Annotated in this window: 25 protein-coding genes and 1 pseudogene; 25 read left to right on the top strand and 1 reads right to left on the bottom strand. The window is 69.7% G+C overall.

The window, feature by feature from the left end:
- Position 1 precedes the first annotated feature (1 nt).
- The 21 genes from HW445_RS02355 (at position 2) to HW445_RS02255 (ending at position 18424) form a co-directional block, all read left to right on the top strand.
- Positions 2–1372, top strand: a complete 1371-nt coding sequence (locus HW445_RS02355) for a phage portal protein (protein WP_180219355.1) — start codon at positions 2–4, stop codon at positions 1370–1372.
- 3 nt (positions 1373–1375) lie between these two features.
- Complete coding sequence (locus tag HW445_RS02350) at positions 1376–2467, top strand: hypothetical protein (protein ID WP_180219354.1); 1092 nt, start codon at positions 1376–1378, stop codon at positions 2465–2467.
- 41 nt (positions 2468–2508) lie between these two features.
- Entirely contained in the window at positions 2509–3057 is a 549-nt protein-coding gene (locus tag HW445_RS02345; RefSeq protein ID WP_180219353.1) for a hypothetical protein, read from the top strand.
- 56 nt (positions 3058–3113) lie between these two features.
- Positions 3114–4076: a phage major capsid protein gene (locus HW445_RS02340; RefSeq protein WP_180219352.1), complete on the top strand. Its 963-nt coding sequence runs from the start codon at positions 3114–3116 to the stop codon at positions 4074–4076.
- A 140-nt stretch (positions 4077–4216) separates the two neighbouring features.
- On the top strand, positions 4217–4465 hold the full coding sequence (locus tag HW445_RS02335) for a hypothetical protein (RefSeq protein WP_218956486.1): 249 nt from the start codon (positions 4217–4219) through the stop codon (positions 4463–4465).
- A gap of 21 nt (positions 4466–4486) precedes the next feature.
- Positions 4487–5056: a hypothetical protein gene (locus HW445_RS02330; protein ID WP_180219351.1), complete on the top strand. Its 570-nt coding sequence runs from the start codon at positions 4487–4489 to the stop codon at positions 5054–5056.
- Positions 5053–5463 carry a DUF6093 family protein gene (locus HW445_RS02325; RefSeq protein ID WP_180219350.1) on the top strand — a complete coding sequence of 137 codons (411 nt, stop codon included), beginning with the start codon at positions 5053–5055 and terminating at the stop codon, positions 5461–5463. The genes HW445_RS02330 and HW445_RS02325 overlap by 4 nt, the downstream gene beginning before the upstream one ends.
- Positions 5463–5861 carry a hypothetical protein gene (locus tag HW445_RS02320; protein WP_180219349.1) on the top strand — a complete coding sequence of 133 codons (399 nt, stop codon included), beginning with the start codon at positions 5463–5465 and terminating at the stop codon, positions 5859–5861. The genes HW445_RS02325 and HW445_RS02320 overlap by 1 nt, the downstream gene beginning before the upstream one ends.
- Positions 5858–6262: a hypothetical protein gene (locus HW445_RS02315; protein ID WP_180219348.1), complete on the top strand. Its 405-nt coding sequence runs from the start codon at positions 5858–5860 to the stop codon at positions 6260–6262. The genes HW445_RS02320 and HW445_RS02315 overlap by 4 nt, the downstream gene beginning before the upstream one ends.
- A 55-nt stretch (positions 6263–6317) precedes the next feature.
- The gene (locus tag HW445_RS02310; RefSeq protein WP_180219347.1) at positions 6318–6818 is read left to right on the top strand and encodes a hypothetical protein; all 501 of its coding nucleotides are present in this window, start codon (positions 6318–6320) and stop codon (positions 6816–6818) included.
- Positions 6818–7342, top strand: coding sequence for a hypothetical protein (locus HW445_RS02305; RefSeq protein ID WP_180219346.1), 525 nt, complete (start codon positions 6818–6820; stop codon positions 7340–7342). The genes HW445_RS02310 and HW445_RS02305 overlap by 1 nt, the downstream gene beginning before the upstream one ends.
- Before the next feature lie 50 nt (positions 7343–7392).
- Positions 7393–7647, top strand: coding sequence for a hypothetical protein (locus HW445_RS02300; RefSeq protein ID WP_180219345.1), 255 nt, complete (start codon positions 7393–7395; stop codon positions 7645–7647).
- Positions 7648–7650: 3 nt separating this feature from the next.
- A complete protein-coding gene (locus HW445_RS02295) occupies positions 7651–11583 on the top strand; it encodes a phage tail tape measure protein (protein ID WP_180219344.1) in 3933 nt (1310 codons plus the stop codon).
- On the top strand, positions 11584–12576 hold the full coding sequence (locus HW445_RS02290; RefSeq protein ID WP_180219343.1) for a phage tail domain-containing protein: 993 nt from the start codon (positions 11584–11586) through the stop codon (positions 12574–12576).
- Positions 12573–13730: a siphovirus ReqiPepy6 Gp37-like family protein gene (locus HW445_RS02285; protein ID WP_180219342.1), complete on the top strand. Its 1158-nt coding sequence runs from the start codon at positions 12573–12575 to the stop codon at positions 13728–13730. The genes HW445_RS02290 and HW445_RS02285 overlap by 4 nt, the downstream gene beginning before the upstream one ends.
- 3 nt (positions 13731–13733) lie before the next feature.
- Positions 13734–14672, top strand: a complete 939-nt coding sequence (locus HW445_RS02280; RefSeq protein WP_180219341.1) for a hypothetical protein — start codon at positions 13734–13736, stop codon at positions 14670–14672.
- Positions 14673–16301: an SGNH/GDSL hydrolase family protein gene (locus tag HW445_RS34050; protein ID WP_180219340.1), complete on the top strand. Its 1629-nt coding sequence runs from the start codon at positions 14673–14675 to the stop codon at positions 16299–16301.
- A gap of 62 nt (positions 16302–16363) precedes the next feature.
- Positions 16364–17326, top strand: a complete 963-nt coding sequence (locus HW445_RS02270) for an N-acetylmuramoyl-L-alanine amidase (protein WP_180219339.1) — start codon at positions 16364–16366, stop codon at positions 17324–17326.
- Between the two features lie 2 nt (positions 17327–17328).
- On the top strand, positions 17329–17634 hold the full coding sequence (locus HW445_RS02265; protein ID WP_180219338.1) for a hypothetical protein: 306 nt from the start codon (positions 17329–17331) through the stop codon (positions 17632–17634).
- Complete coding sequence (locus tag HW445_RS02260) at positions 17634–18074, top strand: hypothetical protein (RefSeq protein WP_180219337.1); 441 nt, start codon at positions 17634–17636, stop codon at positions 18072–18074. The genes HW445_RS02265 and HW445_RS02260 overlap by 1 nt, the downstream gene beginning before the upstream one ends.
- A complete protein-coding gene (locus HW445_RS02255) occupies positions 18071–18424 on the top strand; it encodes a hypothetical protein (protein WP_180219336.1) in 354 nt (117 codons plus the stop codon). Before HW445_RS02260 ends, HW445_RS02255 begins: the two co-directional genes overlap by 4 nt.
- A gap of 62 nt (positions 18425–18486) precedes the next feature.
- Here the strand turns inward: HW445_RS02255 and HW445_RS02250 are convergent, their stop codons facing one another.
- Positions 18487–18678, bottom strand: a complete 192-nt coding sequence (locus HW445_RS02250; protein ID WP_257230775.1) for a GntR family transcriptional regulator — start codon at positions 18676–18678, stop codon at positions 18487–18489.
- A gap of 90 nt (positions 18679–18768) precedes the next feature.
- Here HW445_RS02250 and HW445_RS02245 point away from each other — a divergent pair, with 90 nt between their 5' ends.
- The 4 genes and pseudogenes from HW445_RS02245 to HW445_RS02230 all read left to right on the top strand — a co-directional run.
- Positions 18769–19404, top strand: a complete 636-nt coding sequence (locus HW445_RS02245; protein WP_180219334.1) for a hypothetical protein — start codon at positions 18769–18771, stop codon at positions 19402–19404.
- Complete coding sequence (locus HW445_RS02240) at positions 19401–20603, top strand: pentapeptide repeat-containing protein (protein WP_180219333.1); 1203 nt, start codon at positions 19401–19403, stop codon at positions 20601–20603. The genes HW445_RS02245 and HW445_RS02240 overlap by 4 nt, the downstream gene beginning before the upstream one ends.
- Before the next feature lie 496 nt (positions 20604–21099).
- A complete protein-coding gene (locus HW445_RS02235) occupies positions 21100–21921 on the top strand; it encodes a recombinase family protein (RefSeq protein ID WP_308798149.1) in 822 nt (273 codons plus the stop codon).
- An 81-nt stretch (positions 21922–22002) separates the two neighbouring features.
- Positions 22003–22250: pseudogene (locus HW445_RS02230) on the top strand (ATP-dependent DNA ligase); the annotation flags it as partial.

The raw sequence follows: 22250 nt of genomic DNA, 5'->3' as shown, positions 1-22250 counted from the left end.
CATGCCTCAGCCTGCTGTCGAGTCGCCGGAGTGGTGGCGGGACCGTCTGTACGAGAAGCTCTCTAAGCGGTCAGGAGACACGGAGGTTTTCGACGCCTACTACGAGTGCGAGCACCCTCTGCCGCATCTGCATGAGAAGGCGAGGGCGCCGTTTCGCCGCCTGTTGAAGATGTCCCGGGCGAACTACTGCGAGCTCGTGGTGGACGCTTTCGTGGGCCGCCTGGAAGTGGCCGGCTTCCAGTCCGACGTGGAAGGCGACGCCGACCAGGCGGCTTGGAGGCTGTGGCAGGAGAACAATCTGGACGGCGGCTCGCAGCTCGCCTTCCTGGAGGCAGCGATCCACGGCACGGCGTACCTGATGGTGTCGCCCGCATCCGGTGGAGGTTTCCGGATCACTCCGGAGCATCCGACGCAGGTCATCGTCGAGTATCGGCCGGACGCCTCCGGGGTTCCTGCCGCCGCGCTGAAGCTGTGGCTGGACGACTGGACGGCCAAGCTCTGCTGCACCGTCTACCTCCCGGACCGCATCTACAAGTTCGAGGCGCCGGAGCCGAAGGCGGGCGGCCGGCCGCGGTGGTCCCGCCGCGAGGTGACCGGGGAGGAGTGGGGCGGGACGAACGTCCTCGGCGAGGTCCCGTTCGGGGAGCTGGCGAACCGGCCGCGGATGCTGAAGCCGGGGGCGTCGGAGCTGCGGTCGGTGACCGGCATCCAGGACCGGATCAACAAGACGATCTCGGACCGGATGATGACCCAGGAGGCGGCTGCCTTCCCGCAGAAGTGGGCTACGGGCATGGAGATTCCGCTCGACGACAACGGGCAGGAGATCGAGCCGTTCGACGTCGCCGTCAACAAGATCCTCATCGCCGAGGACGCCGGAGCCAAGTTCGGGCAATTCGCCGCAGCCGACCTGTCTGGGTACCTGAAGGCGAAGGTTGAGGACGTCCACGACATCGCCGCGATCACTTCCACCCCGCCGCACTACCTGCTCGGCTCGCTGGTCAACCTCTCCGCTGAAGCCCTGAAGGCCGCGGAGGCGGGCCTCATCCACAAGATCTACCAGCGGCGCCGGTTCTTGGAGGAGGGGCTGGAACGCACGATGCGCCTAGCCGGCTTCGCCTCCTCCCAGGCCCGCATCGTGTGGAAGTCCCCGGAGTGGCGCACCGAGGGCGAGCTGGTGGACGCCCTGGTGAAGATGGGTTCCTTGGGGGTGCCGCGCGAGGTGCTGTGGGAGCGCTGGGGAGCCACGCCGCAGGAGATCGAGCGGTGGCGCAAGCTTGGCGAGGACGCGCTGGACCGGGCGCTGGCGGGCGACGTGGCGGCCGAGTACGGCCCGAAGCCGACCGCGCCGGCGTCGGGGCCGGTCGAGGGCTGACGGGTGGCAGCAGCAGCGAGGCGCATCGGGCTGGACTACTACCGCCGCCAGCAGCGGCTGACCCGGAAGGCCGTGAATCGGATCCAGGCTCTGTGGGGGCTGCTGGACGCCGCCGACCTGACGGGGTCGTGGGACGCGGGCGTCGGCCGGCGCATCGTGGAAATGGTGGCCGCCGGACAGCTGGCCTCGGCTGGCCTGGCCGACGACTACGTTGACGCGGTCGCGGACGCCGAGGGTGCCGACCCGGAGCGGGTGGGCAAGGTTCGGCCGTCCTCCTTCGCCGGGCTGGCCTCGGACGGCCGGGCGCTCGAGTCGCTGATGTACCTGTCGGTGATCAGCACGAAGGAGCGCATTGGCCGCGGCCTCGGGGTGCAGGACGCGTTGATGGCCGGGCTGCGGCATGCACTGATGCTCGGCTCGTCAGAGGTGACGCAGGCCGGCCGGGCTGCAGTCGGCTCATCGATGGCGGGCAAACGCACCATTCAGGGCTACGTGCGGGTGGTGCAGCCTCCGGCGTGCGGGCGCTGCATCATCCTGGCGGGCGTCGAGTACGGCTGGAACAAGGGCTTCCAGAGGCATCCCAGGTGCGACTGCGTCCACCTGCCGACGACCCTGATCGCCCGCAACCAGGGCCGCAGAGGCGGGGCGATTAACTCCGACGTGTACTCGCCCACCACGCGGCCCGGGGCAGGCGGCCGCGGCTTCCTGGATCCCAACGCCTACTTCCGCGGCCTCTCGCGGGCCGAGCAGGAACGGGTCTTTGGAGTTGCTGGCGCCCGCGCGATCCGTGAGGGCGCCGACATGGCGCAGGTCGTCAACGCCCGGCGCGGGATGGCGACGATGACGGCCTACGGCCGCCAGGTGCTGGCGACCCGGGAGGGCACGACCCGCCGCGGCGCGTTCTACCGGCTGGAGAGAGCCCGCACGGAGCAGCAAACCGGCATCCGCTTCGCCCGGGACCGGATCGAGACCCAGCAGGGCCTGCCGCGTTTCGAACTGCGGACGCCCCGCCTGATGCCGGAGCAGATCTTCGAGCTCGCCGAGAGCCGAGACGAAGCGGTCGCCATGCTGCGGCGCTTTGGCTACCTGACCTGACCGCGCGCAACGCGCGGCCTGATCCCGCAACGGGAGCGCACATGAGTGAGTCAGCAACCGAATCCACCACACCGCAGGCGGGCGAGCCCACCGGGCAGCCTGCCTCTGCGGCCTCGGCGCCTGCCGACGACGCCCCTCTCGGGCCCGCCGGCGAGAAGGCGCTCAGTGAGTGGAAGCAACGCGCGCGGGCGGCCGAAAGGACCGCCAAGGAGCACGCCGCGCGGCTGCAGGAGATCGACGACCTCGACAAGACGGAACTGCAGAAGGCCAACGAAGCACTGACCAAGACCCAGGAGCGCATCGTCGCAATGACGGAGCGCGCCGTGCGGGCCGAGGTGAAGGCGCTGGCCTCCACCGCCTTCGCGGACCCCTCGGACGCGGCCGCCTTCCTGAACGTCAGCGAGTTCGTCAGCGACGACGGCGACGTCGACAGCGAGGGCATCGAGAAGGCCCTTGCGGACCTGCTCAAGCGGAAGCCGCACCTCGGCAAGACCGCCGCGCCGCCCTCCTTCGACGGGGGCGCGCGAAGCACCGCGGCGAAGCCGACCTCCATGACCGACCTCATCCGCAAGCAGGCGGGTGTGGCCTAACCACGTCCGGCCCGGCTCGAACCGGCCGGCCGTCTTGACGAAAGGCAGGCTCAGCTGTGGCCTACAACAACATCACCTCCAGGACGGACGCCGCGGCGCTCATCCCCGAGGAGGTCTCCAAGGAGATGCTCGGCAAGGCCGTGGAGGACTCCGCGGCCCTGAGCATGTTCAAGCGCATCCCGGTCGCCCGCGGCCAGGTTCGTCTGCCGGTCCTGTCGGCGCTGCCGGTGGCGTACTGGGTCTCCGGTGACACGGGTCTGAAGCAGACCACCGAGGTCAACTGGCAGAACAAGTTCCTCAACATCGAGGAGATGGCGACGATCGTCCCGTTCCCCGACAACGTCCTCGCCGACACCGACGCGGACCTGTGGGACGAGGCGGAGCCGCTGGTGCGGGAGGCGTTCGGCCGGCTCCTCGACTCCACCATCTTCTTCGGGACGAACGCGCCGTCGTCCTTCCCGACGAACATCCTCAGCGCCGCCACTGCGGCTGGGAACAGCGTCAACGAGGGAACTGCGGCGACCCAGGGCGGCTTCTTCGGCGACATCGACAACGTCTACGAGAAGGTCGAGGCGGACGGCTTCGAGGTCAACGGCTTCGTCGCCGCCACGTCCGCGAAGAGCAAGCTGCGGCGTGCCCGCGACTCGCAGGGCCGCAAGCTCGACGTGGGCCGCACCTCGGGTGACCTGCGCACGCTGGACGGCTACCCCATCCAGTACGCGATGAAGGGCATGTTCCCCCTCGCTGGCGGCGCGGGCGTCGACGGCGTCCGCCTGTTCGCGGGTGACTGGAACGAGTTCGTGATCGGAGTTCGGTCCGACATCTCGATGAAGGTTCTCGACCAGGCCGTCATCCAGGACAACACCGGCGCGATCATCTACAACCTGGCTCAGCAGGACATGACCGCGGTCCGGCTCACCTTCCGGGTGGGCTGGCAGGTGTCGAACCGGATCAACAACGAGCAACCCACGGAGGCCAGCCGCTACCCGGTGGGTGTGCTCAAGACCGTCGGCGCGTGATCTACCGACGGGGGGTCGCCAGTTGCACGGTCCCCAGTACGAACCCCGGCCTGGCGTTGATCACTCAGGCCGGCCATCACTGTCCAAGTCATCGCAATCCGCCTGGGCGCGCAGCCCTGGTGGGCACCTAGGAGGGCATCGTGGCAACGCGATCCAGCAGCAAGTCGGCCGGCGAGCCGCAGAACCAGGACGTGCCCGAAGGGGACGAGGTAGCCCGCGGCGTGCAGCAGGCCACCGACAAGGCGCAGGAGCAGGGCTTCTACGGCGTGGAGACGGACCCGACGCCGAACGAGAACTACACGGTGGCCGGGGTGACCGAAGGGCTGCCGACTCCGGAGACCGACAAGGACGCCGCCGCGAAGGCCCGCCAGGCGTCACACGGCATCTGACCCAGGAGGAGGTTGGCCGTCATGGCACTGCCACCGTTCGCCACGGCGGCCGATCTCGCCGCACAGGCTCAGGCTGATGTGCCGGCCGAAGCCGCAGAGCTTGCCCTGGCCTCCGCGTCGGCAATCATCCGTCGTTGGACTCGGCAGACCATCACGCGCGTCGTTGATGACGTGGTCGCACTGAGGGTCATCGACGAACGGGAACTCGTCCTACCGCAGATGCCGGTCGTCTCGGTCTCTCGAGTGCGGGTGAACGCCCTGATCCTGCAGGACTGGGTGCTCTCGGGTGATCGGCTGCTGCGGACGGGTGGGTGGCGGCGCCTCCCCGGCACCACCACTTACCCGGACCCGGGCCTCGTCGAGGTCACATACACGCACGGCTACGAGGAAGTGCCCGACGATGTGAGGGCCGTCTGCCTGGACCTCGCCGTGATGACGGTGACGAATCCAGGGGGTCTGCGGGATGTCTCGATCGATGACTACCGGCGGACCTTCGCCTCGGAGACGCTCGGCTCGGGCACGCTCTCTGCCGCGCACAAGGAGATGCTGAGGGACTACCGCCGTCGGATCGGGACGGTGGCGACCCGGTGAGCGCACTGGACGCCGCGTTGGAGGCAGGTCGGCGCGAAGCTGAGGCGCGGATGCGGGATCAGGTGCGCCTGCATCGTGTTGGGCCGGCGGCTTTTGACCGGGAGACCGGTGAGACACGACCAGGTTCATCGCTGGTGCTGTACGAGGGGCGGGCTTGGGTGCGCCCTGAGGTGACGGCGGGCCGGGACGTTCAGGTTGGGGAGAGGGAGAGCGTCTTGCGCCGGTACGTCGTCTCTTTGCCGTGGGCGACGACATTCCCTGCTGAGGCTCGGCTTCTGGCCGGCGATCAGGTGCACGTTCTCGAGTCCCATGACGCCCGCCTCGTGGGCGTCACGTTGTGGGTCGTCGATTCCCAGATGGGTGAGCAGGCCACAGCCTGGAGGATCACTGCGGAGGACCGATCCTGATGGACATCGACATGTCGGAGGTGCGGCGCCTCGAGCGGCACCTCACCCGGGGCATCGCCGTCACGCGCCGGGACGCCCACGCCGTCACCGCTCGCGGCGCGCTGAACATCAAGAACGACTGGAGGCTCAACGCACGGCAGACCGCACCCAAGCACGCCGTCCACTACCCGCGGAGCATCGGCTACGACATCGCCCGCTACGGCCAGGACGTCGTCATGGCGACGATCGGGCCCGACAAGGGCGGCCCCCAGGGCGCGCTCGGCAACCTGCTGGAGTACGGCAGCGTGAAGAACCCGCCCCACCGGGACGGCGGCCGCGCCCTCGACGCCGAGGAGCCCCGCTTCGAGGCGCAGATGGCGCTCCTCGCCGAGCGTGGACTGACCTGGCGGTCGGCATGACCGTCCCAGTCCCGGATGTCCTGCCCCACGTCGACGCGGTCATGGAGGCTCTCGCCGCAGGCGGCCTGACCGCCTACCTCGGCGGGGCTCCCGCGAGCACACCGACGCAGTACTGCGTGGTCTACCCCGACCCAGGGCGGGCGTCCTCCTCGTCGCTCTCCGGCCGACCCACCGACCTGGCCGCCGTCGTGCAGATGACATGCATCGGCACGACGGCGGAGCGGGCCCTGTGGGTGGCCGGCCGCGTCCGCCGGGCGCTCGCACAGCCGCTCACCGTGGACGGCCGCCGCAGCTGGCGGCCGGAAGACCTCGGCGGGCCCCCGGTCGCCCGCGACGACGACGTCACCCCGCCTCTCTGGTTCGTGCCGGTCCAGTACCGGCTGCACTCCATCCCCGCCTGACCCCCACCCCAACTAGGGCCCCTGACCGGGGCCCTTGCGCATTTCTGGAGGAGAAATGGCCGACCTCATCGGCGACGGCATGACCAAGGTCAGCTGGCTGACGACCATCGCGGACATCACCGCACCCACCGCGACCGAGCTCAACGCGGGCAAGCACTGGACCGAGCGCATCACCCCCGACGGGCTGAACATCTCCCCGACGACCGCCGCGGTCGACACCGGCTCGCTCGCCTCCCGCGACGACCTGTCCGCCCCCGGCCGCCGCAACTACGACGGCATGAGCATCACCTTCAAGCGGGGCGAGATCAGCGAGACGGGCACCGACGACGAGCCCTACGAGACCCTCAAGTACGGCACCAGCGGCTACTTCGTCGTGCGGCGCGGCCAGCCCTACGAGGACGCCTACGCCACCGGTGACCTGGTCAAGATCTACCCGGTCAAGACGGGCGAGCCGCAGGACCAGGCGTCGGCCGCGAACACCGTCGAGAAGTTCGTCGCGCCGCTGTTCCTGCGCGCGCCGGCCGCGACGGACGTCGCCGTGGTGGCGGGCGCCTGATGGCCAACATCGCCGACATCCTCAAGGCGGCCAAGCCCCGGGAGCGCACAGTCCGGCTGTGCCTCTCGGGTGACCTGGCCGGTGAGGCCGCACGCCTGCAGGACGAGATCGCCCGCGTCACCGGGGAGAGCTGGGAGCCGATGTCGATGGCTGACCGGCACCCGGCGCGGGCCCTGGCCGAACAGCTCGCCGAGATCAACCGGCAGATCAAAGACTCCGAGACCGAGTTCCGGTTCCGGTACATCGGCGACAGGAAGTACAGCGACCTGATGGCCGCGCACCCGGCCAAGGACGAGAACCAGGCGTTCGACTCAGAGACCTTTCCGCGGGCTCTGATCTCCGCCAGCTGCGTCGACCCGGTCATGGACGAGGACCAGGCCGCCGAGCTGTTCGAGGTCATCACGCAGGGCCAGGTCAAGGAGCTCTTCGACGCCGCCTGGGACGTCCACACCTCGCGGTCGGGTGCCGTCCCTTTCTCGCTGGCCGCCTCCGCACTCCTGGCGGGCCTTGGCGGCGAGAGCTAGAGGCAGCTCGGGCTTGGGGTGTCCCGCGCAGCATCTTCCTCGGCCGCCCGATGCCCGGTCCCGGTGAGCCTCTGTGGCTCGACGAGGACCGGGACTGGGCGCTCGCCCTCCTGCACGTCGAGGCCGACCAGTGCCCTGACTGCGGCAGCCCATGGGGCGAGGCCACTGCTCAGGAGAACGAGTACGCCTACGCCTCCGACCTGACTCAGTGCCATGCCTGCGCCGAGTCCGCCCGCGCCGTGCGCGCTTTCCAGGAGGCGGGCGGCGACACCGCGGGCCTCCACGTCCACACGCACCGGAGGTGATCCATGGCCGACCGCACGGTCACCGTCCGGCTGCGGGCGGACATCAGCGGCTACACGCGGTCGATGCGGACCGCCGCCCACAACACCGGGCAGTTGGCCGACGCCGGCGCGAAGGTCGGCACCGTGCTCGTGGCCGGGTTCGCCGTCGCCGCGGCGTCGGCCGCGAAGTTCGACAAGGCCATGTCGAACGTGAGGGCCGTCACCGGTGCCACCGGTGCGGAGATGCAGAAGCTCCGCTCGGCCGCACTGGAGGCGGGCAAGACCACCAGCTACACGGCGACGCAGGCGGCCAACGCGCAGGCCGAGCTGGCTCGTGCGGGCATCGCCACCGCGGACATCATCGGCGGTGCTCTGAAGGGCTCTCTCGCGCTGGCCGCGTCAGGACAGATCGACCTCACCGAGGCCGCGATCGTGTCCGCGCAGGCGATGAACACCTTCGAGCTGAAGGGCAAGGACGTCTCCCACATCGCTGACGTCCTCAGCGCCGGCGCGAACAAGAGCGCCACGAACGTCCACGATCTGGGCATGGCCCTGCGTCAGGGCGGCCTTCTCGCAGCCCAGACCGGCCTCAGCCTCGAGGACACCGTCGGCACGCTCAGTGCCTTCGCGGACCGTGCGCTCATCGGCTCGGACGCCGGCACCTCGCTGAAGGTGATGCTGCAGCGCCTGGTCCCGCAGTCCAAGGAAGCCGCGGCCATGATGGACAGCGTCGGGTTCAGCGCCTACGACGCTCAGGGCCAGTTCGTCGGCCTGACCGAGCTGGCCGCCCGCATGCAGTCCTCCTTCGCGAACCTCACCCCTGAGGCACGCAACGCGGCCTTCGCGACCATCTTCGGCAGCGATGCCGTGCGGTCGGCGACGATCCTCTACGAGCTCGGCGCCGAGGGCATCACGCGCTACACCACCGCCGTCAACGATCAGGGCGCTGCCCAGCGGATGGCCAAGATCCAGACGGACAACCTGATCGGTGACCTCGAGCGGCTCCGCGGCGCCATCGAGGTGGCGCTCATCGAGGGCGGGTCGGCCGCCAACGGCGCGCTGCGGGAGATGACGCAGTGGATCACTAGCGTCGTCAACGCCTACAACAGCCTGCCGCCCGGTCTGCAGCAGGCCGTGGTCGGCTTCGCCGGAATCGGTGGAGCCGCGGCCCTTGCGGGCGCGGCCATCCTGATCCTGGTCCCGCGCATCCACCAGACCACCATCGCCCTGTCCGCCATGGGCCTCACCGCCGCCCGGGCCCGGGCCGCTCTCATGGGGCTCGGGCGCCTGGGCGTGGTGACAGCCACTCTCGGTGCCTTCAGCTGGGGTGTCGAGGCTGCGTTCGATGCCATGGACGAGGCTCCGCCCAAGGTCGACAAGATGGCCAACTCGCTGCTGAAGCTGGCCAAGACCGGCAAAGCGTCCGGCGAGGCAGCGAAGACCCTCGGCAAGGACTTGGACGGCTTCGGCGAGGCCGTCGCCCGTATCGCCCACCCGGGCGCTCTGGACCGCGTCGGCGATGTCCTGTACGAGATGACCCACCTCGGTATCGGTGATGACGAGGAGCTGGAGCGCGCCCGGGAGAAGCTGACGGCCGTTGACGACGCGCTGAAGCAGCTCGTCTCGTCCGGGGCTCCGGACGAGGCAGCGAAGGCCTTCGACCGGCTCTCGCAGGAAGCCGAGAAGCAGGGCACGTCCACGGAGAAGCTCCGCACGCTGCTGCCCGGCTACGAGGAGGCCCTGGTCTCCCTGGACACCCAGTCCGTGCTGTCCGCCGAGGAGCAGGCCGAGCTCGCCAAGGAGCTCGGGATGACCGCCGACCAGATCCAGGACACACGGACCGAGGCCGAGCGGCTGGCCGACACGCTGATGGAGCTGAACGGCGTCAACATCGACGCCGCCAGCAGAGAGATCGCGTTCCGTGGCTCGCTGCGGTCGCTGACTGAGGCGATCGCCGAGAACGGCCGCACGCTGGACATCAGCACGGAGAAGGGCCAGCAGAACAAGAGCGCCTTCCTGGAGGCGGCCGAGGCCGCGATGGCGCACGCCCAAGCGGTCGCCGAGCAGACCGGCAGCCAGGAGCAGGGCCAGGCCGTCCTGGAGCGCGACATCGAGCTGCTGCGCGAGCAGATGAAGGCGGCCGGGTTCTCCAAGGACGCGACCAACGCCTTGATTGACACCTACCTGCAAGTGCCGGGTGAGGTGACCACCGATGTCCAGGCCCGCACAGAGGCCGCGCGGGAAGGCCTTCAGGCCGTCCTGGACAAGCTGGCGAAGACCAAGGGCAAGAGCATCACGGTCGACGCCCTCACAGCCGAGGCTCAGGCCCACCTGGAGGAGCTCGGCATCAAGGTCGAGCGGTTGCCGGACGGCACCGTGAAGGTGCACGTCCCGACCGGCGGGCCGGCCGCAGCTGTCGACGCGATCCAGCGGAAGATCAACTCATTGCGCGGGAAGACCGTGCACAACTGGGTCATTAACCACGAGAGCGGGACGGCCCGGAAGCCCGGTTCGGCCGGCCAGCAGCTCAAGCGCGCACACGGTGGGCTCATCCCCGGCTACCCGGGCGGCGGTGCCATCGAGGGCCCCGGCACCGGCACCTCGGACAGCATTCTCGCCTGGGTCAGCAACGGCGAGTACGTGATCCGCGCGGCCGCCGTGCAGAAGTACGGTCTGGGGCTCTTCAACGCCCTGAACGCCGAGCGGTTCGCTGGCGGCGGGCAGATCGGCCGGTACGCCGGCGGCGGCTACACCTACACCGCGGCGACCGCGCAGATCAGCACCAGCACCGTGCAGAGCAACTACGAGTCCGACATCCAGCGCCTCCGGGATGCCTGGGCCGACCTGAACGATGCCCTGAAGGAGCAGGCGAAGAGCTCGACCAGGGCGACGCGGAAGGCCGTCGCGGACGCCCGCGCTGCCGTGTATGAGGCCAACGCCGCGCTGGGCTTGAAGAAGGGCAGCAAGACGTCCGGCTTCTCGCTGACCGGGTACGCGCAGAACCTCGACGACGCGGTGAAGTCCTCGGCGAAGTGGGAGAAGAACCTCTCCGCCATCGGCAAGAAGGCCGGGTACGACGTCGAGCAGACGCTGAGAGGGCTGGGAGAGTCGGGACGCTCCCTGGTCAACGCGCTGGCCAAGGCCAGCAGCGCGCAGTTCAAGGCGATCGTCGCGGACCTCAAGGCTCTGGCTCCAACGGCTGCCGCCACGCTCGCCGACTACACCAAGCAGCTCACCGCTGCGACGTCGACGAGTAAGACGTTCCAGGCCAACCTGCTCAAGCTCGCTCAGTCCGGCTACGGCGACCTGGCCGTGCAGCTCGCCGGGCAGGGCGATGCGGACGCCGAGGCGATCGCCGCGGCCGCCGTGAAGAGCAGCAGCGCAGCGAAGAAGGCGAACGACGCGCTGAAGAGCAACGGCAAGCTCCTCACCCAGGAGCAGCTGCTGGCCGTCACGACGATGCTCGGCGTGCTGTCCGGCAAGAAGGGAGCGACCGTCAGCGACGTCATCGCGGCCGGGGTCGACTGGGAGACGCTGGTGGCGATCGCGCCCCAGTACGCCAAGCAGATCAAGGCCATCCCTGGGAGCAGCACCTTCGTGCGGGGGATGCAGGACCAAGGCGTGCGGATGGCGCTGGGCGGCATCACCGATGGGCCGACCCACGTCCTCGCGGGCGAGGCCGGCGTCCCTGAGGCGTGGATCCCCTGGAACGGCTCCGCACGCTCGGTGGCCTTGCTGCAGAAGACGGCGGCCGCGCTCGGCTACGCCGCAGTGCCCATCGGGCAGGCCGCCCGGCTCTACGCCGCACCGGCCGCACCGCCGGGCTGGTCCGGCGGCCAGGTGGCGCACTCCACCACCTACAACGTCTATCCGCGACAGAGCGTGATCAGTGCGGGCGACCTGCAGCTGATCACCCGGCAGAACGAAGCGCGTCAGCGCGTGGGGAGGCCCCGATAGATGCCCCTGATCACGGCGCTCACCACCAGCCCGGATCCGACACCGGAGACGCCGGCCGTACCGGCGCCCCAGATGCCGGTGGAGCAGCTGGGCTGCGTCTCCATCACCTACGTCGACCCGACCGGGCGCCGCTGGATGATGACGGACCTCGAGCTGGACTGGTGGGTCCTCGGGCAGGGCGTGAGCGGCCTTGGCGCCACCCCGTACACGGTCACGTCGGACCCGCATCCGCGCGGCGGCGCTGTCATCCGGCACGTGCAGGCGCAGGCTCGCACGATCGTCTGGCCGATGTGGGTGCAGGGCGACGATCACCAGTCGTTCATCGACCTGTGGCGGGAGCTGGGGTACGCCATCACGCGGACCCTGACGGAGGGCCGTCCGGGCTGGCTGGAGGTCAGCCGCCCGGACGGCCGGATACGGCGGATCGCGGTCACCTACCAGGAGGGCTGGGAGGGGCAAGGGTCGGATGGCTCCGGCATCACCTGGGACAAGGCCGTGGTCACGTTCCTCTGTCCGGACCCGTACTGGGTCGACACAGAACCGGAGAGCATCCACCGGGAGAGCGGCACCGGCACCGACTACCTCGTGCCATACCCGACGGTCTCGTCGTCCCAGACCCTGGGCGACACGACGTTGGTGAACCGCGGCAACGTGGAGGTCTGGCCCTCCTGGACCCTAACCGGGCCGCTCTCCGCGGCAACGTTCACCCGGACCATCCAGGGCCCGGACGGCCCCCTCACAGGGTCCTTCACCCTCACCATGTCCGACACCCCGCACGGGCCGCTCCTCCCAGGTGAGACCGTCATCATCTCCACCGATCCGCCCAGCGTCCGATCCGGCAGCGGGGAGAACCTGCTCGGCGGCCTGGACTGGCCCACGGCAGTCCTGTGGAGCCTGCCGCCCGGCGAGACCGAGGTGTCCTTCGTGGTCGCAGGATCCGGCCCCGGCACGGCGATCGACTGCACGTACTACCCGAGGTACGAGACCGCATGAGCCTGTCCTTCCTGGTGACGGACCGCCAGCTCAAGGTGCTCGGGACGCTCGACGGATGGACGAACGCGGACGTCACCACGCGGTTCAACGAGCCCGGGGCCGGGCTGCTGACACTGCCCGCCCGCGACGACGTGATGGAACTCCTGCAGCCCGGCAACCGGATCGTGATGATCCGGGACGGCAAGGTCTGGTCCGCCGGTCCGATGGAGGCCCCGGTGGGCTACGCCTGGAGCGTGGATCAGGACCCGGGCCCCGGCACCGTCACCGCGGCATGGGCCGACGACCTGGCCGTGCTCGCCGGGTACATCACCTGGCCCGTGCCCGCCTCGGGCTGGTCCACCCAGCCCGGCTTCACGTGGCGGCAGATCAACGCCACGGGTGCCGAGAGCATCATCCGAACCCTGGTCAATGAGAATGCGGGGCCGGGCGCCCTGGCCGCGCGCCGGATCCCCGGCCTGGCTCTCGGGCCGGTCGCCGGGGTCGGCACCACGACGACCGTCCGTACCCGCTTCGAGCCGCTGCTGGACGTGTGCCGTGCAGCAGCCGCGGCCGGCGGCGAACTCGGCTTCCGCACCCGGCAGAGCGGCGCGCAGATCCTCTTCGAGGTCTACCAACCGCAGGACCTCACCGGCATCGCGCGCTTCTCGCGCGGCCTGGGCAACTTGAGGAGCGTCACCTACCGGTCAACGGCACCGACCGCGACGCACGTACTGACGGCCGGTACGGAGATCGAGGGCAGCACCAGCCGCACGTTCATCGAGCGGTCGGACGCCGCGGCGGCGAGCGCCTGGTGGCGCATCGAGCGCTACCTGGACGGCGGCGCCCCGAACAACGTGAACGGTGAACTCACCGCCGCCGGGGACGCCGAGCTCACCGAAACCCGGGAACAGGTGGAGCTGGCGACCGTCACGGTCGACACCCCGGACCTGCGCGCCGGCCGCGACTACGGCCTGGGCGACCGCGTCACGGTCGCGGTCCGGGACGGCGTCGAGGTCGCCGACATCGTCCGCTCCATCCAGATGCAGGCCACCCCCGAGGCCGGCGAGTACGTCACCGCCGTCATCGGCAGCCAGGGCGCCACCAGTGACCCCGAGACCGTGCGCCAGCTGCGCGCCCTGACCAGCCGCCTCGCGCGGCTCGAGACGAGGAGGTGAGCCGTGGCGCAGGCATCCTGGCCCAGCCCGGACTACAACGACAGGGTCGTGACCGACGCCGAGTACGAACTGCTGAGCGCACGGTTCTCGGACGACGGTGTGTACGGAAGCCCGGCGGACTCGGCAGTTGTCACGGCAGCGCCCGGCCTCAATGTGCAGGTCAGCGCAGATGTCGGTGCGTCCGTGCGCGGCCACTACTGGACGTCTGGCAGCGCGCCGTTCACCCTGCCCGTCACGGCGAACGCAAGCGGTCAGACGCGATACGACCGCGTCGTCCTCCGACTCGATCGGTCCACGTGGCAGGTCACTGCGGCGGTCCGACAGGGGGCACCCGGCTCCAGCGCGCCCAGCCTTGTGCGGGACACCGGTGGCACCGGCCTATGGGAGGTTCCTGTCGCGCAGGTGACCGTCCCGAACGGTGCGACATCGGTGACCGTGCAGCGGCAGGAACAGTACGTCGGTACCCGGATCCGGCCGTGCAACTCGCCTTCCAGGCCGCTGTTCCCGCAGCGTGGAGAGCAAGCCTTCGAGACCGACACCGGCCGCCTGGTGCTCTGGACCGGCACCACGTGGGCTGTGCTGCACGAGCCAGGGCAGTCAACCATCCCCACCGTCCCCCTGTCCGGCTGGGAGACAAGCGTGGAAACGGTCCTCGAACTGGAGCGCGGCTTGGTCACATGCCGTCTCGGAAGTTGGAAGCGAACCGGCGGCACCCTCGCGGCCGCCACGAACATCAGGCTTCCCATCACCATTCCGGAGGCATACCGGCACCCCACGCGCGCCCAGTACGCCGGGGCCTACGTGACCGGCCAGAAGCCCGCGCGCATCACCGTCAACGCGGCGAACGCCGAGGACGGCCCAGGTCAGGTCTACCTGACGCAGCACCCCGACATCGCCGAGGGCGATTTCGTCCAAGGCACCAGCATCGCGTGGAGGATTTGAGTGGCGCGCTACCTGTTCGGCTCCACAGCCGACTACGTCATCGCTCCGGATGAGGCCGGTCGAGCGTCCCTGATCGCCGGGGTACCGGTAACCGCCTGGTCTGCGGCGACGGGCGGCACCCAGCACACCGACCTCCTGGCCGCCGACGGTGTCACCCCGCTCCTTGACGGGCAGCTGGTCACCGACAACGCCGGCGCCGTGCCGGAGTTCTGGGGCCCGGACGGAGTGCAGTCGCTGTACCTCGACGCCAACGGGGGCGGCGGGCCGCGCCGACGGACACTCACCTCGGACCTCGGCGCTGCGTTCTCCGCGGCAACGTCCGGTTCCGTCGCCAAGTCCACGGCCACCGCCAAGGGCGACCTGCTGGTGGCTGACGCCTCTGCCTCGGTGACGCGCCTCGGTGTCGGCGGCCTGGGCGAAACCCTCGTCGCTGACCCGGCCTCCGCCGCAGGAGTCCGCTGGGGCAGCCCGTGGCGGCGCCGGGACATGCCGGACCAGGTCCTCGCGGACAGCCTGTACTCCGGGGCCGCGCCGACCATCGCCACCACGCAGACGACGACACCCACGTCCGGGTACATCCGGTACTCCCCGGCTCCGATCGCGCTTACCGGCACCGACGTCCGCGGCCCGTACACCTGGGCCGGCGCGGGCAACTTCACCGCGGGCACCGTCGCCCCGGACACCAACTACGTGCTGCCGCTGAGCCGCTACCCGAACACCTATGCCAGCGGTCAGAGCCACTGGTCCGTCGAGTTCGGGACCGATGCCCAGGTCATGCAGGTCCGTTTCAAGTACATCAGCACCGCGTCGATGTACCGGCTGTCCATCGACGGCCGCAAGGTGACGGACCTGATGCAGAGCAGCGGCGGCACGACGGCCGGCTCCGGGCACATGCTGACCATCGACCTCGGTTCCGCGGCCCCGCGCCGCATCCGCCTGGACTTCACCACGATGCCGTTCGGCGGCGTGTACCTGCCGCCGAGTGCGTCGATGTGGCAGGTCATGCACCGCGGCGGACGGTTCATGGCCCTCTGCGACAGCATCGGCGACGGCAGCAACCAGAACACTGGAGCAGGTCAGGGCACGTGGGTTCACCGCACCGGGCGTCTCCTCGGCTCCACCGACGTGTGGGAGCAGGGCCGAGGCGGAACCGGCTACATCACCCCCGGAACCACCGCCACGTTCGGCACCCGCGCCCCGATCGACGTGATCCCGTGGGCACCCGACCGCCTGGTGATCTGGGGTGGATACAACGACAACAGCGGCTCCCAGTCGGCCATTGCCGCGGCGGCCACGGATCTGTACGCCGTGATCCGGGCTGGCGTGCCCAAGGCCCAGGTACTCGTGGCCGGGTGCTGGGCGCCGACTGGTAGCCCCGCCGCCTCGATCGTCAACACCGACGAGACGCTGCGGGCAGCGGCCTCGAGCGTCGGATACCCGTTCGCCAGCCCGGTCACCGGCAACGTCTACGACGCGACGGGCAACCTCGTCGCTGAGCAGGGCCCATGGATCCGGGCCGGGCAGGTCGCCGCCTACGTAGGTGCCGACAACGTGCACCCGACCGATGCCGGTCACGCCTACCTGGCCCGCCGCATGGTCAGTGCCCTCACGGCCACCTTGCCCGCCTGACCCACCGCCCGCTCACCGCCCCCGCGCCGCTGCCGGGGGCTTCCGCATGTCTGGAGGCCTGTATGGCTGACCCCCTGTCCGCCGATGCCCTTGTGAGAGCCCTCCGCAAGGAGGGCGTGAAGGTCGTCGAGACGACCGGCTGGCGCAGCAACAACCGCAACAAGAAGGGGCCGTGGGGCCCGGTCAACGGGGTGATGATCCACCACACCGTGACGGAGGGCACCGACGCCTCGGTGCGGCTGTGCTTCCACGGGCACGCCTCCCTTCCCGGCCCGCTGTGCCACGGCGTCATCGCCAAGGACGGCACCGTGCACCTGGTCGGCAACGGGCGCGCCAACCACGCCGGGTCCGGCGACGACGACGTCCTGCGCGCGGTCATCGCCGAGTCCCCGGGACTGCCCGCGGACAACGAGGCCAACACCGACGGCAACAGCCGCTTCTACGGCTTCGAGTGCGTCAACCTCGGGGACAACAAGGACCCCTGGCCCGAGGCGCAGGTGGAGGCGACCGCGCAGGCCGCCGCCGCGATCTGCCGGGCGCACGGCTGGGGCGCCCGCTCCGTTATCGGCCACAGCGAGTGGCAGCCCGGCAAGATCGACCCGCGCGGCCCGATCGGGGAGCGGGGCGGTCCCGCGCTCACCATGGACCGGATCCGGGCGCGCGTCGCCGAGCTCCTCGAGGACCAGGAGCCGAAGCCCGCGCCCAAGCCCGCCCCGGAGAAGCCGGCCGCGCCGACGCGTCCGGTCGTCGACCTCAGCAAGCTCGTGACCGCGGCCCGCCGAGACCCGGCCGCCTCCGGCACACCCGTCAGCTACAGCGGCGCCCGCACCGTCGAGGACGCCCTCGTCCGGGCCGGACTGCTGAAGCGGGCCTACGCGGACGGCCACTTCGGCACGCGCACGGTCGCCGCCTACGCGGCATGGCAGCGCCGCTGCGGCTACACCGGCAAGGACGCCGACGGCATCCCCGGCAAGACCACCCTGCGCCGCCTCGGCGAGCGCTACGGCTTCGACGTGAAGGACTAACCATGCCCGCACTCTTCATCTCCGTCATGCGTACCGCGGTGCCGCTCGTCGCCGGGTGGCTGATCAGCCTAGCCCTGTGGGCCGGCCTCGACCTGTCCGACGAGCAGGTCACCACCGCGGTCACCGCGGTCGTGACCTTCCTCTACTACCTGGCGTTCCGCCTCCTCGAGCGCCTGGGCGAGCGGCTGCGGGGGAGCACGCTGCAGACCGTGGCGGGCTGGTTCCTCGGCTGGGCCCGCCCGCCGGCCTACCCGACCTGCCCGAGCGCCGCGCCCGCGGGCGAGAGGCCCGGGCCGGTGGCCATCTGATGTGCCGGACGGTCCGGCGGCTCGCCAGAGTGCTGGGCCGCCGCGGCCAGTTCCTCGCGATCCTCGGCATCGGGAAGACCTGCTGGGGCATCTCCTTCCTCGTCGACCCGCCATCTGGCAACGGGCTCCAGCTCCTCACCTACCTGTGCTCCCTACGACACTGGTCCTGGCTCTGGATCGGCGCCGGCCTCGTCACCTTCGCTGCGGCCTGGTTGCACGTCGGCCGGGACTGGCTCGGCTTCGGGGCTGCACTCATTCCCCCCACCGTGTGGGCCACGGCCTACGCGGCCGCCGTCATCGGTGGCGACTACTCCCGCGGCGGTTTCGTCGCAATCTGGTATCTCACCTCGCACGTCGGGGTCATCATGTGGGCCGCCACGGTGCCCGAGTACGAGGTGGCCCCACCTCCGCGGCGCGCCCGGAGAGGCAGCACCGCATGACTCCAGCTGTCGTGGCCGTGATCGGGTCACTGCTTACTTTGATCGGGATCGTCTTCACGGCCCGGGCGACAACGAAGGCCGCGCAGGCGACGGCCCGGGCGAACGAGGCGGCGGCTCAGGCTCAGGCCGAGCCCTCGCAGCGGGCCGCCGACCTCGCGGCGTTCAAAACGATCCGAGAGGACATGCAGCACGAGATCGACGAGCTGCGGACAGAGACCCGCTCGCTCCGTTCGCTGGTCCGGGCGTTCGCGTCCTACGTGCACGCCCTCACAGGGCAGATGCGCGAACAGGGCATCGAGCCGCCAGCGCCGCCGGACCGGATCGACGAGTACAACCGAACTGGAGTGTGACCGCGCCCCCTCCTGGCCCCCGCAACGGGCCAGGCGGGGGCGCTTCGTCGCGCCTGGGGCACCTACTCCGGCAGTGCGACGACGAAGGTCCCCTTGCCCTGCACGCCCTCGACGAGCCTTTCCTTGATGAGGAGCTCCGTTGCGCTCTTGATGGTGCGGCGTGACACCGTCCCGCCGGTCTCCGCCTCGAGTTCGGCCTGGGAGGGGATGCGCCGGCCGACGGGGATCTGCCCGGACCTGATGCGCTCTCGCAACCCTGACCCTCCATAGCCTTCTGCGCCGAGATCAGGGGGCAGCCCGGCGTCTGTCACCCATTTGGTCGAGTGGCCATCTACGCTGCCGCCATGGGTGGGATCGACTGGGGCGACGCCCCGACGTGGGTTGCTGGCGGGTTCGCTGCTCTGGCGGCGTATTACACGCGGGGGATGCTGAGGAGCCAGCAGCAGCAGATTGCTGAGCAGAGGCAGTACATCGCGCAGCAGGCGATGAACCTCGCCCTTGAGCGGGAGGCGTTGCAGTCTGCGGCGAACGAACGGAAGCAAGAACAGGCCCGGCAGGTCCGTATGGAAGTGCAGGCCCTACTGTCCTCCGACGCAGAGAGGGAGGCCCCGGGCAGCAGGCCGCCGTCGAATCTCTTGGTAGCGCACGTCATCAATGAGAGCAACGAATCCGTCCATGACGTCTCGCTCAGCTTCGGTCGGGAGGATCCTGCCTGGGCGCGGCACGGAGCCCGGAAGAGAGTTCCAGGGGCCACTCGGGTCCGCGGCGGGGACGGTCCCACCTGGTGGGTGGCGACAGGCGGCAACCTGCAGTCGCCCGTGTCGGAACTCCGTGCAGGTGGGGCGTGCGTGGTCTTCAACTCAGGAGTCATCGGCCATGAGCGGGTGGCAACGGATCGACCGGTTGTCTTCTTCACCGACAGCGCTGGCGTCCGGTGGAGCTTGGACGAGTACGGAGCGCTGAAGGAAGTCACAGCATGAGCTTCACCCGGTGGAGGCGGTCAGTCTCCAGCGACCGAGAGTTGCGGCTGTGGAAGGTCGGCTATGCGCTGACGGTCACCTTCATCGTGGCGATCCTGGCCGCAGGCGGCGTCCTGTCATTCCTGATCACCCTGCTGGACTTCGAGGAGATCGACACCACTGCGAAGCTCGACGCGAAGACGCTCTTCGAGATCGTGAAGCTCTCCTTCGGTGTGGTCGCCGGGGCCGGCGCACTCGTTGCCCTGGTCGTCGCCTACCGCCGTCAACGCGTCGATGAGGCTGGCGCCCACCGCGAAGCCACCCGACTGCACACCGAGCGCTTCACCCAGGCTGTTGAGCAACTCGGCTCAGACGCCCCAGCCGTCAGCCTTGGCGGTGTCCACGCCCTGGCCGGCCTTGCAGACGACGCCCCCGACGACGCCCTGCGTCAGACCTGCATCGACGTTCTTTGTGCCTATCTTCGCTTGCCTTTTCCCGACGACCCCGGCGACCCGCCCGCCCTGCCCGATGGCAGCTCGCCCGGCCTGGAGTGGGAGGAGAAGCACCAAAGGGAGAAGGACCGCTATCACGCTGTCCGGGAGGTCCGACGCACAATCCTGCGTCTCATCGGAGACCACTACCGCATCCCCAAGGGCACTCACCGCTCATGGCAGGGCTGCAACCTGGATCTGACCGGCGTAGTGATCGACGGTGAGATCGATTTCGGCGGCGCAACGTTCGCCGAGGGCTCCACGGTGTCCTTCAGTGGCGCAACGTTCACAGAAGACGGGTCGGTGTCATTCCATCGCGCCACGTTCTCCGGAGGTGCGGTCTCGTTCATGCGCGCGACGTTTTCTGGCATGATCAACTTCGGCGGGGCGACGTTCTCGGAGGGCGAGGTTTCCTTCGTCGAAGCGGAGTTCTCAGGCGGCCTGGCGGTTTTCAACGAGGCGGTGTTTGTTGGCGGGACAGTGAGCTTCATCGGAGCGAAGTTCTCCGGCGGCTTCGCGTCCTTTGGGCGAGTGACACTCTCCGACGGGCATGTGGCCTTCAGCGGCGCGGACTTCGCCAGCGGCGTGGTGTCCTTTCACGAGGCGACGTTCTCTGGTGCCCAAGTTTCCTTCATCGAGGCGAGCGGCCCTGCTCCCGATGACCTCCTAGCCGCCATCAGGAATGCTGACACAGCAGACATGCACCTTCCCGATCACTGGCTGCCCTGACGTTCGTCCCGCTTTCCCACGGGAGCAGACCAGCGTTCCTGCTCATGCGAATTCAGGCGCACGCTTCTCGGCGCGGGCAAGAAGCTCCCGCTCTCCGTCGCGGAGGTCGTCCCGGGTCGACAGGCCCGGCGAGGAAGACGCTGGCCTGGCCGGAGGTGCTCCAGAGGGCGAGCTTCTCGTCAGCCTCGATGGGACTTCTCGAGCGCCGCGGCGCACTCCTCGAAGCCATGCTCACGCAATGCGGCGACGGGGTCAGCGGCGCGCAAGCACCTGGCGATGTGATGGTCGAAGATGACCGTCAACTGCTTGGGCAGGATGCGACTGCCATCCGGGTCCTCAGCCGTCCAGCCGCCTCGATGCGCTGCAGGTACTCAGGAGGGATAGCGCCCGGGCTTGCTGCGCCGCGTGAAGCGTCCAACTCACGGTTCATGAGGTGAGCGTAGCGCCTCAACCTGGTCTGTTACATCTATGCCAGAAAATGTGTACTGTCAAAGGCGTGACGACACCCCAGCGCCGCGCTCTTCGCCTCGTGATGCTGCTGCGCGTCTCCACCGCCGGGCAGTTGGACGGCTACGGCCTTGAGGCGCAGGAGAAGGACTGTCGCAAGTGGGCCCGCGCCGCTGGCCCCGCGCTCGGAGGCGTGCGGATCGTCCGCGTCTGCACGGACGGCGGGATCACCGGCAAGGCCGGCGACGACGAACGCCCCGGGCTCACCGAGGCGCTGCAACTGCTCGCCAACGGAGAGGCGGACGGGATTCTCGCTCCGAACCTCGACCGGGTGGCACGGCAGCTTACCCAGCAGGAGGCGGTCCTCTCCGTTGTGTGGGCGCACGGCGGGCGGCTGTTCACGGCCGACCGCGGCGAGCACCTGGCCGACGACGAAGACGACCCGATGCGCACGTTCGTCCGGCAGGTGATGGGGGCCGCCGCCCAGCTCGAGCGCGGACTCATCGCCAAGCGGCTGCGCAACGGCCGCAAGACGAAGACATCGAGCGGCGGCTACGCCTACGGAGCGCCCGCATACGGGCAGCGCGCTGAGGGCAAGGCGCTCACCGTGGACTCCGATGAGGCGGCCGTCCTTGAGCAGATGCGCGCCTGGCAATCGGAGGGCGTGTCCATCCGCGGGATTTGCCAGCGGCTGAACGAGAAGGGCATTCCGAGCAAGCGCGGCGGCCGGTGGCATCCCACGACCGTCGCCCGCCTGCTCAACCCAGACGCACGAGCCGCAGCCCGTCAGCAGGCGGCGCGGACGCGTGACGCCGAACGTGAACAGGTAAGGCGGCAGCGCGCGGAGCGCATCCTGTCCAAGCTCGCCTGAAGGTCGCGTTGGCAGCCCTCGCTCTGCCCGCTGGCGCACTGCGAACATGCGACTGGCGTCACTGCGGCGTAGACCAGAGCCGTGACCCTGCATCCGCCGCTCCAGCCGATGCTCGCCGAGGCCCGCCCGGCGCTGCCCCGGGACGCCGCGCTGCCGGGCGGGCTGGCCTTCGAACAGAAGGCGGACGGCTACCGAGCGCTCCTCTTCGCCGGGCCCGGGCGCGCCTTCCTGCAGTCCCGGAACGGCGCCGACCTGACCGGCTCCTTCCCGGACCTCGCCGCGGCCGCCCGCACGCTGCCGGAGCAGCTGGTCCTCGACGGTGAGCTCGT

Source organism: Streptomyces sp. UH6, from assembly GCF_013421635.1.
GTDB lineage: Bacteria > Actinomycetota > Actinomycetes > Streptomycetales > Streptomycetaceae > Streptomyces > Streptomyces abyssomicinicus.
Note: the sequence above shows the minus strand (reverse complement) of the source record. Positions and strands in the feature narration are given on the sequence as shown.